Source organism: Streptomyces sp. NPDC006872 (assembly GCF_040635845.1).
GTDB lineage: Bacteria > Actinomycetota > Actinomycetes > Streptomycetales > Streptomycetaceae > Streptomyces.
The window spans coordinates 331465-349919 of the sequence record NZ_JBEYIL010000005.1; the positions used below are offsets into that span (position 1 = coordinate 331465).

Below are 18455 nucleotides of genomic sequence, written 5' to 3' on the forward strand. Positions count from 1 at the left end.
CTATATTGGGAGACACCACGGAGCACGAAGGAGACCGCGATGCCGGGAGGCAGGCTCACCCAGCAGGAACGCCAACAGATCGCGCTGGGGCTGGCCGACGGCCACGCCTACGCGGAGATCGCCAGAGGCATCGATCGTCCGACCTCGACGGTCACGCGCGAGGTGATGCGCAACGGCGGCCCCACCGCCTACCGCGCCGAACTCGCCCATCGCGCCACCGAACACCGCGCCCACCGGCGCAGGCAGGCCGCGCCCCGCGACCCGAAGGCGCCCCCGCAGCCCCACGGGCGCGACGCGGAGGCGGTGCGCGCGTACGAGGAGGTGCTCACCACCGTCCTCATACAGTCGGGCACGCCCACGATGATGGCCCGGGTGCTGGCCAGCCTCATGCTCACGGACTCGGGGAGCCTCACCGCGTCCGAACTCGCCCAGCGCCTCCAGGTCAGCCCGGCGTCCGTCTCCAAGGCGATCGCGTTCCTCGACAGCCAGGGCATGGTCCGCCGGGAACGCGACGAGCGCCGCCGCGAGCGCTATGTCGTCGACGACGACATCATGTACGACTCGATGATGGCCAGCGCCCGTGGCACCGCCCAGGTCGCCGAGACCGCACGGCAGGGCGTCGGCGTCCTCGGCGCCCGGACCCCGGCCGCCGTCCGCCTCGAGAACATCGCCCGCTTCCTCGACTTCGTCTCGGAGAGCATCACCCGCGCCGCGGAACAGGCCCGCGACATCCTCCACACGAAACCCGAGACGACCCCGGACGACACGGACGACACGGACGACAGCGCCGAGCCGAAGCCGCATCACGCATAGCACCGAACACGACCGACACCGGGCACGACAGAGCCCCCTACGGATCCTTGTCCTCGGATCCGTAGGGGGCTCAGCCGTTGCTACCGCCTACCGCCTACCGCTCGGCTCGGCTCCGCTCGGCTCGGGTCACTTCGCCGGCTTGTAGAACGCGTACGTGGCCGAGTACGGCACGCTGACCTGCTCGGCGCCCGTGCAGGCCGCGGCCGGGGCCACCCCGCCGGACGTGTCGAGGCGCTGGATGTAGCTGACGTCCGCGAAGACCCCCGCGCCACGCGTGGCGGTGGACTTCAGGAGCAGCTCGGGGATGGTGCCGGTCTTGGGGGACGTGGCAACGGCCGCGGCGTTGACGGCGCTGCCGTCCACCGTGGACACCCAGACCGGGCCGCGGGAGTGCAGCGCGACCGGGCGGTGGGCGCGGTCTCTCTTGACCGACAGGGTGGCGGCGGGCTCCAGGAGCTTCCAGACGCCGTCGGTGCAGGTGTAGGTCTGGACGCCGTGGGCGTCGAAGACTCCGGTGAGACGGTTGCCGTCCGGCACCGCGAGGGCGGCGGGAGCCTTGACCGGGGCGACGGAGGACTGCGCGGGCGCGGCGACGGCCGTCGTGGCCAGCACGGTACCGGCGGTCGCGACGGCAACGGCCGTGGCGGTGAGGGCGAGACGCTTGGCGAGCTTCAAGTGTGGTCTCCAGAACGTTTTCTGAATGTCCTTCAGGGGTAGACACGTCGAATGGACAGATGCGCTGTCCGTGTCTCCCGCGTCGGGACGCTACGTGCCCGCCCGCACGATTCGGAGGCTACTGGCCGGTTTTGGGCCTCCGGCACCACGCTGTCTGCACGCCCGGGACAGCCCCGTGGCTCCAAAGGGCACGTCATCCCGGCCAGACGATCGCCTGCACCTCGCTGTACGCGTGCAGCGCGTACGAGCCGACGTCCCTGCCGACGCCGCTTCTCTTGAACCCGCCGAACGGGGCCTCCATGTTGCGGCCCACGGTGTTGATCCCGACGCCCCCGGCCCGCAGCCGCCGTGCCACGCGGAAGGCGCGGGCCACGTCGGCCGACCAGACGTAGTCGATGAGGCCGTAGTCGCTGTCGTTGGCCAGGGCGACGCCCTCGTCCTCCTCGTCGAACGGGATGACCGTCACCACCGGGCCGAAGATCTCCTCCCTGGCCGCCCGCATGTCGTTCGTGCAGTCGGCGAGGAGGGTCGGGGCGACGTAGAAACCCTGTTCCAGGGAGGGGCGTTCGCCGCCCGCGACGACCACCGCGCCTTCCTTCCTGCCCAGTTCGACGTACGACTCCACCCGGTCCCGGTGCGCGGCCGAGATCACCGGCCCGACCACCGTGCCCGCCTCCCTCGGGTCCCCCACCTTCAACCGCCCCGCATACGCGGCCAGTTGCTCCACCAGCCGGTCGTACACCCCACGCTGTGCCAGCACCCGCGTGGGGGCCGTGCAGATCTGGCCGCTGTAGAAGGAGAAGGTCGTCCCGATGCCGGCCACCGCCGAGCCGACGTCCGCGTCGTCCAGGACGACCGCCGCGCCCTTCCCGCCCAGCTCCATCAACTGGCGTCTCATGTCCCGGCCGCACACCTCGGCGATGCGCTGTCCGACGGCCGTCGAGCCGGTGAAGCTCACCATGTCGACGTCCGGCGACGACACCGCCGTCTCGCCGATCTCGACCGCGCGCCCGGAGACGACGTTCACCACCCCGCGCGGCACGCCCGCCGCCTCCAGCGCCTCCGCCATCCGGTAGACGGACAGGGGGTCCTGCGGGGCCGGCTTCACCACCACCGTGTTGCCCATCGCGAGGGCCGGGGCGATCTTCCCGGCCGGGTTCGCCCAGGGGTTGTTGTAGGAGGTGACGCAGGTGACGACCCCGACCGGCTGCCGGACGGCCACCGCGCCCATCACCCCCGCCTTCCCCATCGGGCCGGCCTCGTTGATCTGCGGCGGGATCGGCCACTCGGCGGGCTCCACGCGCGCGTAGCGCCGGAAGCGGGACGCGCCCACCCCGACCTGCATCCCGCGCGCGGTCCCGGTCGTGGCGCCCGTCTCCGCCTGGGCGAGCTCGGCGTACGGCACCAGCCGGCCGCGGATGATGTCAGCGGCCCGGCCGAGCACCGCCGCCCGCTCCTCGGGCGGGGTGCGCGACCACGGGCCGAAGGCCTCGCGGGCAGCGGCGCAGGCCGCCCGCACCTGATCCCGCGAGGCCTCCGGGGCCCACCCGACGGTCCCCTCGGTCGCCGGGTCGACGACCTCGTAGTGACCGCCGTCCGGCTCGGTCCAGACCCCGCCCACGAACAGCCGCTGTCCGTCTGGGACTTCGCCCTCGGTCACCTCGCCGCTCACCTGGTGCTCACCGTCCTGGTGTCCCGCCCCGAGCGCAGCACCCGTCCCGGCACGGCGCCCGTCACGACGTCGTCCCGGATGGCCGCCACGCCGTTGACCCAGACCGCCCGCACCCCGATCGCCTTGGAGTCCAGCCGCGGACTGTCACCCGGCAGGTCGTGCACCAGGGTGGCCTTGCCCGCGTCGATCCGCTCCGGGTCGAACAGGACGAGATCCGCGTGGAAGCCCTCCTGGACGCGCCCCCGCTCCCGCAGACCGAAGAGCCGCGCCGGATCGTCCGTGAGCATCTTCACCGCCTGCTCCAGACCGGCCAGCTTGCGGCCGCGCAGACAGTCGCCGAGGAAGCGCGTGGTGTACGGCGCCCCGCACATGCGGTCCAGGTGCGCACCGGCGTCGGAGCCGCCGAGCAGGACGTCCTCGTGCTGCCAGGTCTCCGCCCGCAGCGCCCAGGAGTCGGGGTCGTTGTCCGTGGGCATCGGCCACAGGACCGTCCGCAGTTCGTCAGCCGCGCAGATCTCGACCAGGCAGGCGAAGGCGTCCAGCCCGCGCTCGGCGGCGATGTCCCGCACCACCCGGCCGGTGAGCCCCTCGTTCGCCGCGCTGTACGTGTCGCCGATGACATACCGTCCGAAGTTCGTCAGCCGCCGGAAGACGCCCGCCTCCTTCGACTCCCCCCGCCGCACCATCTCCGCCCGGACGTCCGGGTCGCGCAGCCGCTCGATGCGCTCCGGGACCGGCAGGGCGAGGATCGGCCCCCACCCCGGGATCAGGTTCAGCGCGCAGAACGTGCCCAGGGACATGTTCATCGGCGTGAGGATCGGCATGGTCAGCGCCACGACCCGGCCGCCGGCCTTGCGCGCCCGCTCGCTCGCGAACAGCTGCCGGGGCACCCGCTCCGGGACGGCCGCGTCGATCGTGAGAACGTTCCAGTTCAGCGGACGTCCGGCCGCCGCGCTCATCTCCACGAACAGATCGATCTCGGCGTCGCTGAACTGGTCCAGACAGCCCGCGACGATCGCCTCGATCTGCGTGCCCTCGTGCTCGCCGACGGCCCGCGACATCGCCAGCAGCTCCTCCGGGAGCGCGTGGCGCGACGCGACGGGCTGCCCGTCACCGTCGGAGTGGGTCGAGGACTGGGTGGTGGAGAAGCCCCACGCGCCCGCATCCATGGCCTCGTGCAACAGCCCGACGATGGCGGCCAGTTGCCCGTCACTCGGCTGCCCGCCCACCGCCTCCGGGCCCATCACATGCCGCCGCAGCGCGCAATGCCCCACCATGAAGCCCGCGTTGACGGCGATCCGCCCCTCCAGCGCGTCCAGGTACTCCCCGAACCCCTGCCAGCTCCAGGGCGCCCCCTCCTCCAACGCGACCAGGGACATCCCCTCCACCTTGGACATCATCCGCCGCGTGTAGTCGGCGTCCTCGGGGCGAGCGGGATTCAGCGGCGCGAGCGTGAACCCGCAGTTCCCGGCGGCGACGGTCGTCACGCCGTGGTTGAGGGAGGGCGTGGCGTACGGATCCCAGAACAGCTGAGCGTCGTAGTGCGTATGCGGATCCACGAACCCGGGCGCGAGGACGAGCCCGGCGGCGTCCTCGGACGTACGGGACTCTTCGGTGACCGAGCCGACGACGGCGATCCGCCCGTCCCGGATCCCGACGTCGGCGACAAAGGCGGGCGCACCGGTCCCGTCAACGACGGTCGCGCCCTTGATGACGTGATCAAGCATGAGGGCTCCCTCTCAACTCCGGTGCGGATGACGTGCCCCAAAGGGGCGCGGGGGCTGTTTCGATTTGCGGCTACCGCCGCGTGGGCGCGACCAGCCACAACCCACCCGCACCCGCCGACGAACGCTCAAGCCCCTTGCCGGAACCGCGTAGTGCGATGCACAGGATCCGTGTCGATCTTCGGAATCACGTGCTCCCCGATCAACCGGATCGTCTGCAGCGTCTCCTCCTTCGGCACCCCCACCGGCAGCCCGAACGACAGCTGGTCGGCCCCCGCCTGCTCCCACCGCTTGCACTGCCGCGTCACCTCGTCCGGATCGCCGCAGATCAACAGCTCCTCCTCGACGAGGAGTTCGACGAACTCGGCGTTGTACTCGGGCAGCGTCTCCGGCCAGACGGGGAAGCCCTCGGGCTTGGGGAACGTGTCGTGGTACCGGAACACCAGCGACGGCAGGTAGTGCAGCCCGCCGTCCACGGCGATCCGGATCGCCTCGTCGTGCGTGGGCGCACAGATCGCCGTCGTCGTCACCATCACGTTGTCGTTGACGAAGTCACCGATCGGCTCGGCGTTCACGACCGCCGTCTTGTACTGCTCCAGCACCCACTCCATGTCGGACACCTTCTGGATGCTGAAGCCGAGGACGCCCAGCCCCTTGCGCGCGGCCATCGCGTACGACGGCGGCGACCCGGCCGCGTACCACATCGCCGGGTGCGACTTCCCGTGCGGCTTGGGCAGGACCTTGCGCGGCGGCAGCTGCCAGTGCTTGCCCTGGAAGCCGACGTACTCGTCCTGGAGCCACATCTTCGGGAACTCGGCGATGGTCTCCTCCCAGATCTCCTTCGTGTAGTTCATGTCGGTGATCCCGGGGAGGAAGCCGAGGATCTCGTGCGAGCCGGCGCCGCGTCCGCTGCCGAACTCGAAGCGGTTCTCGGTGAGATGGTCGAGCATGGCGACCTTCTCGGCGACCTTCACCGGGTGGTTGACCTGGGCGAGCGGGTTGAAGATCCCCGACCCCAGATGGATCCGCTCCGTCGCGTGGGCGAGGTAGCCGAGGAAGACGTCGTTGGCGGAGAGGTGCGAGTACTCCTCCAGGAAGTGGTGCTCGGACGCCCAGGCGTACTTGAACCCGGACTTGTCCGCCTGGATGACGTACTCGGTCTCCTCCATCAGCGCCTTGTGCTCGGCAAGTGGATCGGTCTCGGCACGCTTGCCCACGTATCCCTGTACAAAGAGCCCGAATTCCAAGGAGGTTCACCGTCCCCAGTCAGTCAAGACATCGTTTCTGACGAACCGTCAGGTTCAACTGCCGCCGACTGTGGCACCGGCGGCATGCACCGTCAATACCTGACGACTAGTCAGAAGGGCCGATATCGGCACTCGGAACGTCTCAGGACTCAGAACAGGGACACCCCGGCCAGCCAGCCCCCGTCGATCACGAACGGCTGGCCGGTGATGTACGAGGAGTCGTCCGAGGTGAGGAAGAGGGCGAGCCGCGCCACCTCCTCGGGCCGGCCGATCCGGCCGAGCGGCACGAGCTTGCGGTAGAGCCCGTCGAGGGCCTTCGAGGTCTCCTCGGGGTCCGCGTCCGGGTCCAGCAGGGACGGGTTGGACATCGCGGTGTCGACGGCGCCGGGGCACATCGCGTTGACCCGGATCCCGCGCGGCGCGAGCTCCAGGGCGGCGACCCGGGTGAGCCCGAGGATCGCATGCTTGGTCGCCGCGTACGCGCCCACCGCCGCCATCCCGGTCAGGGCCGTGTACGAGGCCGTATTGACGATCGTGCCGCCGTCCGTCAACACCGGCGCCACCGTCTTCACGCCCAGGAAGCAGCCGACCTGGTTGACCTGCACGACCTGCATGAACTCGTCGAGGGGCGTGTCGACGAGGGCGTTGAAGCGCAGGATGCCGGCGTTGTTGACGAGGCCGTCGAGCCGGCCGTAGGCCTCCTGCACGGTGCGCACGGCGGACTGCCAGGCGTCCTCCCGCCCGACGTCGAGGTGGACGTACCGCGCGCCTATCTCGTCCGCGAGCGCCCGCCCCTGCTCGTCGAGCACATCGGCGACGACGACCTCCGCGCCCTCCTCCCGGAACAGCCTCGCCTCCTGCTCGCCCTGGCCCCGCGCGGCCCCGGTGACGAGGACGACCCGTCCGTCGAGCTTGCCCATGTGGACCCCCTTCGCATCGCTGGAGCTCAGCATCGTAACGCCGGAGCTGACGAATCGTCAGATACGTGCGCCACGGTCGTCGGATTGCACAAGCACACATCAAGTGACCCGGAGGTAGGGACATTTGACTCTGTCCAGAGCTTGTACGGGACCCCAATAATCCTTCACAGCTCGGTAAAGACATCCCCAAGAACGGAGTTCGGCGTGGCCAGGAGAAAACTGCGGAACAGGAAAGTCCGGTACGTGGCGATCGGCGCCGCGCTCGCGACCGGCGGGGCGATCATCACACTGCTCCCCTCGGCCAACGCGGCGGACGCGAAAACGCCCGACCAGATCATGACGATGTGCGAGCGCTCCGCGGTGGTCAACGGCAAGCAGCGCTCGGTGAGCGACTTCGGCGGCGCGTTCGCAGACGGTTTCCAGGCCGACAACTGCGACTACGTCGAGACGAACTTCGAGACCTTCGACGGCCCCACCGAGAAGTCCTCCATCGATTTCCCGAACTGCGAGCCGAACGCCACCGCCACGGCGAAGGTGTCCGTCTCCTGGACGGCGAGCGCGGCCCAGGGGCAGGGCAAGTACATCGTCACCCAACAGGGCGCCGGAGGAGGTCTCTTCGGATTCCTGAGCGGGTCCTGGCTGAAGCACAAGGGCACCCTGGACATGACCGTGAAGTCGGGCACGGCGAGCGCGACGGAACAGCACGAGGTGCCGGTCGGCAAGGTGCTGCACATGGAGTTCACGCCGAAGATCCAGCGGATGACCGGCGAATGGCGGGTACGTATCGACGCCGACCCCGGCAGCTTCGCGGTGAACCCCTCCCCGGAGCAGAACTTCGTGGCGCCGGAGGTCGTCGAGGGGCCCGTCATCCTGCCCGGCGCGGCGGGCGCGCCTGGTGTCGTGGACGGCACCTCCAAGCCGGTCCTGGAGGACTGCTGAGCCCCCGCCCAGCGCCCCGATCCCCCCGATCCCCCCTGTTCAGAGCCCCTGTCTCCCGGGAGAACCCATGACCACCCCCACCCCCGCCCCTTCCCCCCGCTCCAGAAGGCACCGCAGCAAGAAGAAGCGCATCACGCTCGCGCTCGCCCCCGTGGCAGCCCTCGCGGTGATCGTCCCGCTGATGAACCAGGCCGGCGCCGCCACCCCTTCCGAGGTGACCGCCGACTGTTCCGCCGACTCGGACAAACTGGAGAACTGCGAGTTCGTCGACGTCCAGTTCAAGGCGAACAGCCTCGGCCCGAACCAGCGGGTCTCGCCGGTGACACAGAACTGCGGGACGACGACCGCGGCGACGAACACCTTCAGCGTGAGCACCTCCGTCACCAGGACCATTCAGCTGGAGGACGGATTCACCGTCAACGCCGACACGAAACTGGGCAGCTCGTTCTTCGAGATCGGAATCAAGTTCAACACGTCGGAAATCAACATCACGCGTGACGACAAGACGACCGGTCTCTCGTTCAGCCGCTCCGACACCGTCCAGCCGGACAACATCGGTTTCTTCATGTGGTCGGCCAAGCGCACCGACGTGAGCGGATTCCTGCGGGCCACGTACAAGGAGGCGCAGGACGGCCAGAAGGTCTTCTTCGCGCCGAGCGAGGGCGCCTCGACCGTGCACGTCTTCTATCCGCAGATCCTGAAGAACGGAACTCCGGACGGCCGGCTCTGGCTCCGCAACGTGAAATGCGGAACTCCCGAGGCGAACGGAATCATCAATTCGGGCAACAGCCTGAGGGCGGAACCCGGATTCGGTGAGGGCGGCGGCAACGTCACCGACGTGGAGATCTCGCCGGCGGACATTCCGGCGCAGGGATGAGCAACTGACTCGTTCTCAGGTGCGAAGCACGGGCGTGGACGGTGTGGCCCCGAGCCACCGCAGAACCGCGTCCGTGCTGCCCCGCGCGTCCAGCTTGGCGTAGATGTTGCTGAGGTTGTTGCGGACGGTCTTCTCGCTCAGCCGTAATCTCAGCCCGATCTCCTGCGCCCCCAGACCGGTCGACAGCAGCTCCATGACCTGCCGTTCACGCGGGGAGAGCAGCGACCGCAGCCGCTCGACGGCGTCACCGGCGCCGACGGCGACGCTCGTGGGCATCCGCCGGACCCCGTCCCGCAGCGCGGCGCACGCGGACGGCGAGAGGTAGGTGTGCCCGACGGTGGCCGCCACGACCGCCGAGGACAGCATCTGGGCGCAGTAGTCGCTCTCGGCCAGATAGCCCGCCCCGCTGCGGAACGCCTCGACCACCGCCTCGGTGTCCCGGCGGGGGCTGACGAAGATCACCGGGACGCCGCCGGCGTCCAGGCCCCGCAGTACGGCCACCGGGTCCTCGCAGTGCACGACGAGCACGTCCACGCCCCCGGGGACGCGGAAGGGCGGCGAGAGCCGCACGACCCGGCCCACATACGGGTCGTCCGGGGCCGGCCAGTCGTCGTACGGCCAGTCGCCCTCCGCGCAGGCGAGCGCGACGGAGAGTCGCTGGGAGGGGCGCTCGGTGGATCGCACTTCACGGGTCCTTCCGCCAGGAGCCGGGCATGGCCTTGCGGCCGCACGTCCGTACGTCCGTACATACGCGACTCGGCGTGGACATGTTCAAAGGTTCAAGAAGTGCTGTCTGACAGGCCGTTCTGGAGCAGGGGCCCCACCTCCGTGCCGAACGCCTCGATCTGGTCGGTGAGTTCAGCGCGGCTGCGGCAGCGGAAGCGCACCTGGATCTGGTGCACGCCCATCGCCCGGTAGGCGCGCAGCGAGTCGGCGAGGGCCTCCGGCGTCCCGGTGAGGGTGCGGCGGCCGACGTCCCAGTCGGGGACGCCGACGTGGAGCGGCTCGGCGATGGCCCCGATCGTGAGCGGGGCATCGATCCCCGCCTCGCCCCGGAGCCGCCGGATCCGCTCGATCTGTGCGGGCAGCCGCTCCCTCGGGTCGCCCTGGGGCAGCCAGCCGTCCCCCTTGAGCGCGGCCCGGCGCACGGCGGCCGGGGAGGATCCGCCGACCCACAGCGGCACGTGCGCCTGGGCGGGCCGGGGCCGCTGCCCGAGCCCCTCGAAGTCGTACAGCTTCCCGTGATGGACCGGGAACTCCTCCTCCCCCAGCGCGGCCCGCAGCGCGTCGAGCGTCTCGTCGAGCACGGCTCCCCGCCGCTCGAAGTCCACCCCGAGCGCCTCGAACTCCTCCCGTACGTGACCGGCCCCGACCCCGAGGATCAGCCGGCCGCCGCTGAGGTGGTCGAGGGTCGCGTACTGCTTGGCGGTGACGAGCGGGTGGCGCAGGCCGACGACCGCGACATGCGCGAGCAGCCGGACGCGTTCGGTCACGGCGGCGAGATGGGCGAGGGTGGCGACGGGGTCGTACCAGACCGTGCTCATCGCCTCCGCGAGCCGGCGTGGGATCGCCACATGGTCGCAGCCGGCGACGTAGGCGAAGCCGGCCCGGTCGGCGGCCCGGGCGATCGCCACCAGGTCGGCCGGTCCCGCGTCCGCCTCCCAGGGCTCGGCGTAGATCGTGGACTGGGACTGGACCGGGAGCTGAATGCCGTAGGCGAGGCTCACCGCGGGCTCCACAGGCCGTCTGCGGTCAGCCCCAGCAGGTCGATCGCGTTGCCCCGTACGATCCGCTCGACCACCTCCGGGGCCAGGTGCCCCATCTGCGCCTCGCCGACCTCCCGCGACTTCGGCCAGGTGGAGTCGGAGTGCGGGTAGTCGGTCTCGTACAGGACGTTGCCGACGCCGACGGAGTCGAGGTTCCTGAGGCCGAAGGCGTCGTCGAAGAAGCAGCCGTAGACATGGTCGGCGAAGAGCTCGGACGGGGGACGGTGGACCTTGTCCGCGACTCCGCCCCAGCCTCGGTTCTCCTCCCACACCACGTCGGCGCGCTCCAGGATGTAGGGGATCCACCCGATCTGGCCCTCCGCGTACATCACCTTCAGGTCGGGGAAGCGTTCGAACTTGCCGCTCATCAGCCAGTCGACCATAGAGAAGCAGCAGTTGGCGAAGGTGATCGTCGAGCCGACGGCCGGCGGGGCGTCCTCCGACGTGGACGGCATACGGCTGCTGGAGCCGATGTGCATGGCGACGACCGTGCCGGTCTCGTCGCAGGCGGCGAGGAACGGGTCCCAGTAGTCGGTGTGGACGGAGGGCAGGCCGAGGTGCGGGGGGATCTCGGAGAAGGCGACCGCCCGCACCCCGCGGGCGGCGTTGCGCCGGACCTCCGCGGCGGCCAGCTCGGCGTCCCAGAGAGGGATGAGGGTGAGCGGGACGAGCCGGCCGTGGGCCTGCGGGCCGCACCACTCCTCCACCATCCAGTCGTTGTAGGCGCGCACGCAGAGCAGGCCCAGTTCATGGTCGGCGGCCTCGGTGAAGGTCTGGCCGCAGAAGCGCGGGAAGGTGGGGAAGCAGACGGCGGACTGGACGTGGTTGACGTCCATGTCGGCGAGGCGGGACGGGACGTCGTAGGAGCCCGGCCGCATCTGCTCGTAGGTGATGACCTCCAGCTTGATCTCGTCCCGGCTGAAGCCGACGGCGGTGTCCAGGCGGGTGAGGGGGCGGTGCAGGTCCTCGTAGATCCACCAGTCGCCTACGGGGCCGTCGTCGCCGGGCTCGCCCATGACGGGCTTGAAGCGGCCGCCGAGGAAGGTCATCTCCTTCAGCGGGGCGCGGACCACGCGGGGTCCGGTGTCGAGGTACTTCTTCGGGAGGCGGTCCTGCCAGACGGTGCTGGGCTCTACGGTGTGGTCGTCGACGGAGATGATGAGCGGGAGAGGCGTGGCGGGCGTCGTACTCGTCGGTGTGGTCTCCATGGGGGCACGGTAGCGCCGATCTGACGGATCGTCAGCTATCGGGAATGCGCAGGGGCCGTACGGCAGTTGATCGACTTGATCGACTCTGTGGGGATGTGTGCACACCCGATGCGCGCCGGATGTGAGGGCTGTGCGGACTCCCGCGCACCTCCCGGGGAGGCTGACGACCCCGGCATGGACAGGGCAAACTGACCTAGTAATTCGGATGCCTAAGGGGAGCCTGATGGACGACCGTGGAGGACACGGCGGCCCGCGAGTGCCGGAGCAGAGGCGTCCCGGCTCCCCCGCGGAGCCGGCGGCGCTGCACTTCACCGTGCTCGGCCCGGTGCGCGCACACCGCGGCGAGGACCAGTTGGCCGTCGGCTCCCCTCAACAACGCGCCCTGCTGGCAGCCCTGTTGCTGCGCGAGGGCCGTACGGCGACGGCCGCCGAGCTGATCGACGCGCTGTGGGGCGAGGAGCCGCCGTCGCAGGCGCTGGCGGCGGTGCGCACGTATGCCTCCCGGCTGCGGAAGGTGATCGACCCGGACGTCCTGGTCAGCGAGTCGGGCGGCTACGCGGTGCGCGGGCTGGGCCCGGGGGCGCTGGATCTGACGGTGGCCCAGGAGTGGGCGGCGGAGGCCGAGAAGGCGAAGGCGGCCGGCGATCCGGGCCGGGCGCGGGAGGTGCTGAACCGGACCCTGGGCCTGTGGGACGGCGAGGTGCTGGCCGGTGTGCCCGGCCCGTACGCGGAGGCGCAGCGCGTCCGCCTGGAGGAGTGGCGGCTCGGCCTCCTCGAATCCCGCCTGGACATGGACCTGGAGCAGGGCTGCCACGCCGAGGCGGTCTCCGAGCTCACGGCGCTCACGGCGGCGTACCCGCTGCGGGAGCGCCTGCGTGAGCTGCTGATGCTGGCGCTGTACCGGGGCGGCCGGCAGGCGGAGGCGCTCGCGGTGTACGCGGACACCCGGCGGCTGCTGGCGGAGGAGCTGGGGGTGGATCCGCGGGCCGGGCTGCGGGAGTTGCAGCGCCGCATCCTGCAGGCCGACCCGGAGCTCGCGGAGCCGTCCGCCCCGGCGGCGGAACCGTCGGTCGTACCGGTCCGTCCGGCCCAGCTCCCGGCGACGGTGCCCGACTTCACCGGGCGGTCGTCGTTCGTACGGGATCTGAGCAGGGTGCTGTCGGCGGCGTCCGGCCCCGAGGGCGGCGGCGGGACGGGCCGGGTCATGGCCGTGTCGGCGCTGGCGGGGATCGGCGGCGTGGGCAAGACGACCCTCGCCGTGCACGTGGCCCATCAGGCCCGTTCGGCCTTCCCCGACGGGCAGCTGTACGTCGACCTGCAGGGCGCGGGAGCCCGGCCCGCGGAGCCGGAGACGGTCCTGGGATCGTTCCTGCGGGCGCTCGGGACGGCCGATTCGGCGATCCCCGACTCCCTGGAGGAACGGGCGGCGCTGTACCGCTCGCTCCTGGACGGCCGCCGGGTCCTCGTGCTGCTGGACAACGCGAAGGACGCGGCCCAGGTGCGCCCGCTGCTGCCGGGCACCGAGGGCTGCGCCGCGCTGGTCACCGCGCGGGTGCGGATGGTGGACCTGGCGGGCGCGCATCTCGTCGACCTGGACGTCATGTCCCCCGACGAGGCGCTGGCCCTGTTCACGAAGATCGTGGGCGAGGAGCGGGTGGCCGCGGAGCGGGAGGCCGCCCTGGACGTGGTGGCGGCCTGCGGCTTCCTGCCGCTGGCGATCCGTATCGCCGCGTCCCGGCTCGCGGCCCGCCGCACCTGGACGGTGTCCGTCCTGGCGGCGAAGCTCGCCGACGAACGCCGTCGGCTGGACGAACTCCAGGCCGGCGACCTGGCCGTGAAGGCCACCTTCGAGCTGGGCTACGGCCAACTGGAGCCGGCCCAGGCCCGGGCGTTCCGGCTGCTGGGCCTGGCCGACGGCCCGGACATCTCGCTGGCAGCGGCCGCAGCCGTCCTGGACCTGTCGGCCGAGGACACCGAGGACCTGCTGGAGTCCCTCGTGGACACCTCCCTCCTGGAGTCGGCGGCCCCCGGCCGCTACCGCTTCCACGACCTCGTACGGCTGTACGCGCGTGCGTGCGCGAAGCGGGACGAGTCGCCGGCCGGTGAGCGGCAGGCGGCGCTGTCGCGGCTGCTGGACTTCTACCTGGCGACGACCGCACAGGTGTACGAGATCGAGCACCCCATGGACCGGCTCGTCGACCACCTGGAGCCCACGCGGTACCCGGGGCTGCGCCTCACCGAGGGGGCGGCCGCCCTCGACTGGCTGTACACGGAGGCGGGGCCGCTGCTGGCCTGCGTCCGGCAGGCCGCCGGCACGGAGCGGCTGCGCAGGGCCGTCGATCTGCTCTGGGCGGCCAAGGACCTGACCGAGTCGGGAGCCAGCTCGTACCAGTACGAGATGACGGCGCGGGCCACCTGCCACGCCACCCGGGCCATGGTCGACGAACGGGCGGAGGGCAGGGCCCGGACCGTCCTCAGCGACGTCCTGCTGGTCTCCGGCCGCATCGAGGAGGCGGAGGACGAGGCCCGGGTCGCCATGGAGCTCGCCGGGAACGCGCGGGACGCCACCGCCGTCAGCTGGGTGGCCAACAACCGGGGACTCATCTGCCTGCACCAGGGCCGGTTCGCCGACGGCAAGGTGCTCTTCGACCAGGCCCTCGAAGGCCTGCGGGCGGCGCAGAACCGGCCCTTCGAGGCCACGGCCCTGGGCAACCTGTCCCGCGCGTACCTGGGGATGGGCGACACCGCCAAGGCCGTCGAGATCGCCCGCCGCGGCCTCGCGGCGCACAGCGAGATCGGCCGGTCGGTGCGCCTCGCCAACAGCCACTTCGCGCTGGGGGTCGCGCTGACCCAGGCCGACCGGTACAGCGAGGCGCTCGACGAGTTCGCCGACGCCCTGCGCATCTTCAAGGAGCACCGGCAGCGGCTGTGGGAGGGCGTGACCAACTTCCGCATCGCGCAGGTGCACCTCGCCGCGCGACGCCCCGCGCAGGCTGCCCAGCACGCCGAGGTGGCGCTCACCCTGGGAGTCATCGGCGGCGACCGCATGCGGGGCAACGTCCTGACGCTCCTGGGCCGTACCCTCGCCGGGCTGGGCCAGGCGGACCGGGCCAAGGCCTGCTGGCGCGAGGCGCTGAACCTCTTCGAGCAGAGCTCCGCCCCGGAGGCCCACGTCGTACGCTCGCTCCTGGCTCCCGCGTCCACGAGCTGACCCGGACGCGAGCGGCGTCCGCGGGGCGGGCGTTCAGCGTTTGTTTATCGGCACCGGGCACTGTTTCGGGAGTCAGACCGTCGCGTCGGGGGGCAGACGGTTTGGCCAGGAGCCCTGCGGCTAATGTGCGGCTCCGAGCGCTCGTCCGGAAGCCCTCGGGGGAGCTTCCGGACGGGCGTTCCTCAACTCGTCACCACAGCAGAGGAACTGAAGGACCATGAGCGACGACCAGACGAAGGACGCGACCGTCTCTCCGCAGAACAACGCGATGCCCAGCGAGCCGGCCGCCAAGGACGAGCAGATCATCTCGCTGAACAACGCGATGCCGAGCGAGCCCGCCGCCAAGGACGAGCAGATCATCTCGCTCAACAACGCCATGCCGGCCCCGCCCGCCCTGGGCCTGGACGGCAACTAGGCACTGCCGAGCACCACCGGGCACCACTGGGCACCACCGAGCACCATTTCGACGGGGATCGGCCGCGGCGGCGCGGAGGGGAGGCCGCCGCGGCCGAGGTGCGTCCGGGGCCCCGCCGGCTCACCGCGCCCGCAGCTCCCCCTTCACGACCTTCCCGCTCGCGTTGCGCGGCAGTTCGGGGACGAACTCCAGCGCCCTGGGCACCTTGTAGTTCGCCATCTCCCGTCGGGCCCAGGCGATCAGGTCGTCGGCCGTCGAGAGCGCCCCCCGCCGCCGGACCACGTACGCCTTGCCCACCTCGCCGAGGCGGGCGTCCGGGACGCCGATGACGGCCACGTCGGCCACATCCGGGTGCAGGCCGAGGAGTTGCTCTATCTCCGCCGGGTAGGCGTTGAAGCCGCCGACGATGAACATGTCCTTCAGACGGTCGGTGATCCGGAGGTTGCCGGCGGCGTCGAGGACGCCCACGTCGCCCGTGCGCAGCCAGCCGTCGGCGGTCAGCACCTCCGCCGTGGCCGCCTCGTCCTCGTAGTAGCCGTCCATGACGTTGAAGCCGCGGACGAGGACCTCCCCGGGCTCGCCGGGGGCCGCGTCCACCCGTACCTCGGTGCCGGGGATCGCGCGTCCCGAGGTCGAGGCGATGACCGTCGGGTCGTCGCCCCGGCGGCACATCGTCACCACGCCGCTCGCCTCCGAGAGGCCGTACGCCGTGAGGACCGTCTCCACGCCCAGTTCGCCCCGCAGGCGTTCGACGAGCCGCAGCGGCACCACCGCCGCGCCCGTGACCACCAGCCGCAGCGCCGACAGGTCGTGCTTGTCGCGGGAGGCGTGGTCCAGGAGGGACTGGTGGAGCGTCGGGGGGCCGGGCAGCACCGACACCCGCTCCGCCGCCACGTTCGCCAGGACCGTGTCCACGTTGAACACCGGCTGCGGGATCATCGTCGCGCCCCGCATCAGACAGGCGATCACGCCGGCCTTGTAGCCGAAGGTGTGGAAGAAGGGGTTGACGATGAGGTAGCGGTCGCCCCGCCGCAGCCCCGCCAGGTCGCTCCACGCCTCGTAGGCCCGCAGCGTCTGCGCGTGCGTGATCACCGCGCCCTTGGGGCGGCCCGTCGTGCCCGAGGTGAAGACGATGTCCGACGGCCACTCCCCGCGCACCGCGTCCGCCCGCGCGCGGACCTCCGCCCGCCCCACCCCCTCCCCGCTCGCCAGGAAGTCCTTCCAGGTGCGGAAGTCGTCGGGCGCGTCGTCCGACAGCACCACCACCTCCGCCAGGTCCGGCAGCCCGGGCAGCGGCCCCGCGCCGCCGCCCTCGCCCTCGCCCGCCGCCCGCCGCAGCGACGCCACGTACGACGTCCCCAGGAACGTGCCCGTCACGAACAGCAGCCGCGCTCCGCTTCTGCGCAGCACATCCGCCGCCTCGACGCCCTTGAAGCGCGTGTTGACCGGCACCAGCACCGCTCCCGCCGACACCGCGCCCAGCGCCGCGACCATCCAGTCGAGGGAGTTCGGGGCCCAGACGCCGATCCGGTCGCCCGGTCCGATCCCGTTCGCCAGACAGGCCGCCGCCGCCCGCTCCACCCGGGCTCCGAGTTCCGCGTACGAGATCCTCGTCCGGCCCTCCACCACCGCCTCGGTGTCGGCGTACCGCTCGGCCGCCCGGCTCACCAGCCCGGGGATCGTTCCCCACTCCACGTCACCGCGCACGACCGGCCTCCCCACTAGCTGACTACCCGTCAGATTAGCTGTAACCTGACGGACTGTCAGCCGACTGTTGTCAGCCGCCATTTCCTCATGCGGAGGTGCGTGCAGCGTGACCCTCAAGGACGCCACCGCCGTCGTCGGCATCGGCCAGACGCCGTTCGCCAAGCACCTCCCCGACGACGAGAAGACCCTCGCCTGCCGGGCCGTGCTGGCCGCTCTCGACGACGCCGGGATCGCCCCGGGCGAGGTCGACGCCCTCGCCTCCTACACCATGGAGGAGACGGACGAGGTCGAGCTGGCGAAGGCCGTCGGCTTCGGCGACCTGACCTTCTTCAGCAAGGTCGGCTTCGGCGGCGGCGGCTCCTGCGCCACCGTCGCGCATCTGGCCGGCGCCATCGCCGCGGGCCAGGCCACGGTCGGCGTCGCCTGGCGGTCGAGGAAGCGCGGCAGCGGCCCCCGCCCGTGGACCAACACGGCCGTCCAGCTCCCCACCCCGGCCCAGTGGACCCGCCCCTTCGGCCTGCTGCGCCCCGCCGACGAGATAGCCATGCTCGCCCGCCGCCATATGCACGAGTACGGCACGACCCGCGACCACCTCTTCAACGTCGCCCTCGCCTGCCGCAACCGGGCCAACCAGAACCCGGCGGCGATCATGTACGACCGCCCGCTGACCCGCGAGATGTACATGACCGCCCGGTGGATCAGCGAGCCCCTCTGCCTCTACGACAACTGCCTGGAGACGGACGGGGCGCTGGCCTGCGTGATCGTCAGCAGGGAGCGCGCCCGGGACTGCCGCCGCCGCCCCGTCTACGTCCACTCCGCCGCCCAGGGCCTGCCCGCCCAGCACCACGGAATGGTCAACTACTGGAACGAGGACCCGCTCACCGGCCCCGCCTGGGCGGCGGCCCGACACCTGTGGAAACACGCCGACTTCACCCCGCACGACGTCGACGTGGCCCAGATCTACGACGCCTTCACCCCCCTCGTCCCGCTCTCCCTGGAGGGCTACGGCTTCTGCGGCCGGGGCGAGGGCGGCGCGTTCACCGAGGGCGGCGCGCTGGAGAGCGGCGGACGGCTGCCGATCAACACCGGCGGGGGCGGCCTCAGCGAGGCCTACGTCCACGGGTTCAACCTGATCAACGAGGGTGTGAAGCAACTGCGCGGGACGAGCACCGCCCAGGTCCCCGGCGCCGCCACCTGCCTGGTCACGGCCGGCGAGGGCGTCCCGACGTCGGCCCTGCTGCTGAGGAACTGACCGACCGACCGAGGAACCGACCGAGGAAC

At 71.3% G+C, this 18455-nt stretch carries 15 protein-coding genes; 6 read left to right on the forward strand and 9 right to left on the reverse strand.

All coding sequences use genetic code 11. The features are described 5' to 3' along the window. Positions 1-39 precede the first annotated feature (39 nt). Complete coding sequence (locus ABZ725_RS17330) at positions 40-813, forward strand: helix-turn-helix domain-containing protein (protein ID WP_358803491.1); 774 nt, start codon at positions 40-42, stop codon at positions 811-813. 126 nt (positions 814-939) lie between these two features. On the opposite strand, the gene ABZ725_RS17335 is transcribed toward ABZ725_RS17330, so the two are convergent. From ABZ725_RS17335 to ABZ725_RS17355, 5 genes are all read right to left on the reverse strand, one after another. Then, positions 940-1488: a DUF3455 domain-containing protein gene (locus ABZ725_RS17335; RefSeq protein ID WP_358803492.1), complete on the reverse strand. Its 549-nt coding sequence runs from the start codon at positions 1486-1488 to the stop codon at positions 940-942. Between the two features lie 193 nt (positions 1489-1681). Continuing rightward, complete coding sequence (locus ABZ725_RS17340) at positions 1682-3160, reverse strand: aldehyde dehydrogenase family protein (RefSeq protein WP_358803493.1); 1479 nt, start codon at positions 3158-3160, stop codon at positions 1682-1684. Next, complete coding sequence (locus tag ABZ725_RS17345; protein WP_358803494.1) at positions 3157-4887, reverse strand: D-aminoacylase; 1731 nt, start codon at positions 4885-4887, stop codon at positions 3157-3159. The genes ABZ725_RS17340 and ABZ725_RS17345 overlap by 4 nt, the downstream gene beginning before the upstream one ends. A gap of 125 nt (positions 4888-5012) precedes the next feature. Next, entirely contained in the window at positions 5013-6131 is a 1119-nt protein-coding gene (locus ABZ725_RS17350) for an LLM class flavin-dependent oxidoreductase (RefSeq protein WP_351904813.1), read from the reverse strand. A 149-nt stretch (positions 6132-6280) separates the two neighbouring features. Then, the gene (locus tag ABZ725_RS17355) at positions 6281-7051 is read right to left on the reverse strand and encodes an SDR family oxidoreductase (RefSeq protein WP_358803495.1); all 771 of its coding nucleotides are present in this window, start codon (positions 7049-7051) and stop codon (positions 6281-6283) included. A 243-nt stretch (positions 7052-7294) separates the two neighbouring features. On the opposite strand from ABZ725_RS17355, the gene ABZ725_RS17360 reads away from it, so the two are divergent. Together ABZ725_RS17360 and ABZ725_RS17365 are read left to right on the forward strand one after the other, a co-directional pair. Next, on the forward strand, positions 7295-7990 hold the full coding sequence (locus tag ABZ725_RS17360) for a hypothetical protein (protein ID WP_358803496.1): 696 nt from the start codon (positions 7295-7297) through the stop codon (positions 7988-7990). A gap of 67 nt (positions 7991-8057) precedes the next feature. Beyond that, positions 8058-8867 (forward strand): hypothetical protein, encoded by an 810-nt coding sequence (locus ABZ725_RS17365; protein WP_358803497.1) that lies wholly within the window; start codon positions 8058-8060, stop codon positions 8865-8867. 15 nt (positions 8868-8882) lie between these two features. On the opposite strand, the gene ABZ725_RS17370 is transcribed toward ABZ725_RS17365, so the two are convergent. The 3 genes from ABZ725_RS17370 to ABZ725_RS17380 all read right to left on the reverse strand — a co-directional run bounded on the left by ABZ725_RS17370 (position 8883) and on the right by ABZ725_RS17380 (position 11841). Next, positions 8883-9551, reverse strand: coding sequence for a response regulator transcription factor (locus ABZ725_RS17370; protein ID WP_358803498.1), 669 nt, complete (start codon positions 9549-9551; stop codon positions 8883-8885). Between the two features lie 95 nt (positions 9552-9646). Beyond that, the gene (locus tag ABZ725_RS17375; RefSeq protein WP_358803499.1) at positions 9647-10594 is read right to left on the reverse strand and encodes an LLM class F420-dependent oxidoreductase; all 948 of its coding nucleotides are present in this window, start codon (positions 10592-10594) and stop codon (positions 9647-9649) included. Further along, complete coding sequence (locus ABZ725_RS17380; protein ID WP_358803500.1) at positions 10591-11841, reverse strand: amidohydrolase family protein; 1251 nt, start codon at positions 11839-11841, stop codon at positions 10591-10593. Before ABZ725_RS17380 ends, ABZ725_RS17375 begins: the two co-directional genes overlap by 4 nt. 223 nt (positions 11842-12064) lie before the next feature. Here ABZ725_RS17380 and ABZ725_RS17385 point away from each other — a divergent pair, with 223 nt between their 5' ends. Further along, positions 12065-15052 (forward strand): BTAD domain-containing putative transcriptional regulator, encoded by a 2988-nt coding sequence (locus tag ABZ725_RS17385; RefSeq protein ID WP_358803501.1) that lies wholly within the window; start codon positions 12065-12067, stop codon positions 15050-15052. A gap of 217 nt (positions 15053-15269) precedes the next feature. Further along, a complete protein-coding gene (locus ABZ725_RS17390) occupies positions 15270-15467 on the forward strand; it encodes a hypothetical protein (protein WP_358803502.1) in 198 nt (65 codons plus the stop codon). Between the two features lie 120 nt (positions 15468-15587). Here the strand turns inward: ABZ725_RS17390 and ABZ725_RS17395 are convergent, their stop codons facing one another. Further along, entirely contained in the window at positions 15588-17174 is a 1587-nt protein-coding gene (locus ABZ725_RS17395; RefSeq protein WP_358803503.1) for a FadD3 family acyl-CoA ligase, read from the reverse strand. A 106-nt stretch (positions 17175-17280) separates the two neighbouring features. On the opposite strand from ABZ725_RS17395, the gene ABZ725_RS17400 reads away from it, so the two are divergent. Further along, the gene (locus tag ABZ725_RS17400) at positions 17281-18426 is read left to right on the forward strand and encodes a lipid-transfer protein (protein WP_358803504.1); all 1146 of its coding nucleotides are present in this window, start codon (positions 17281-17283) and stop codon (positions 18424-18426) included. Positions 18427-18455 lie beyond the last annotated feature (29 nt).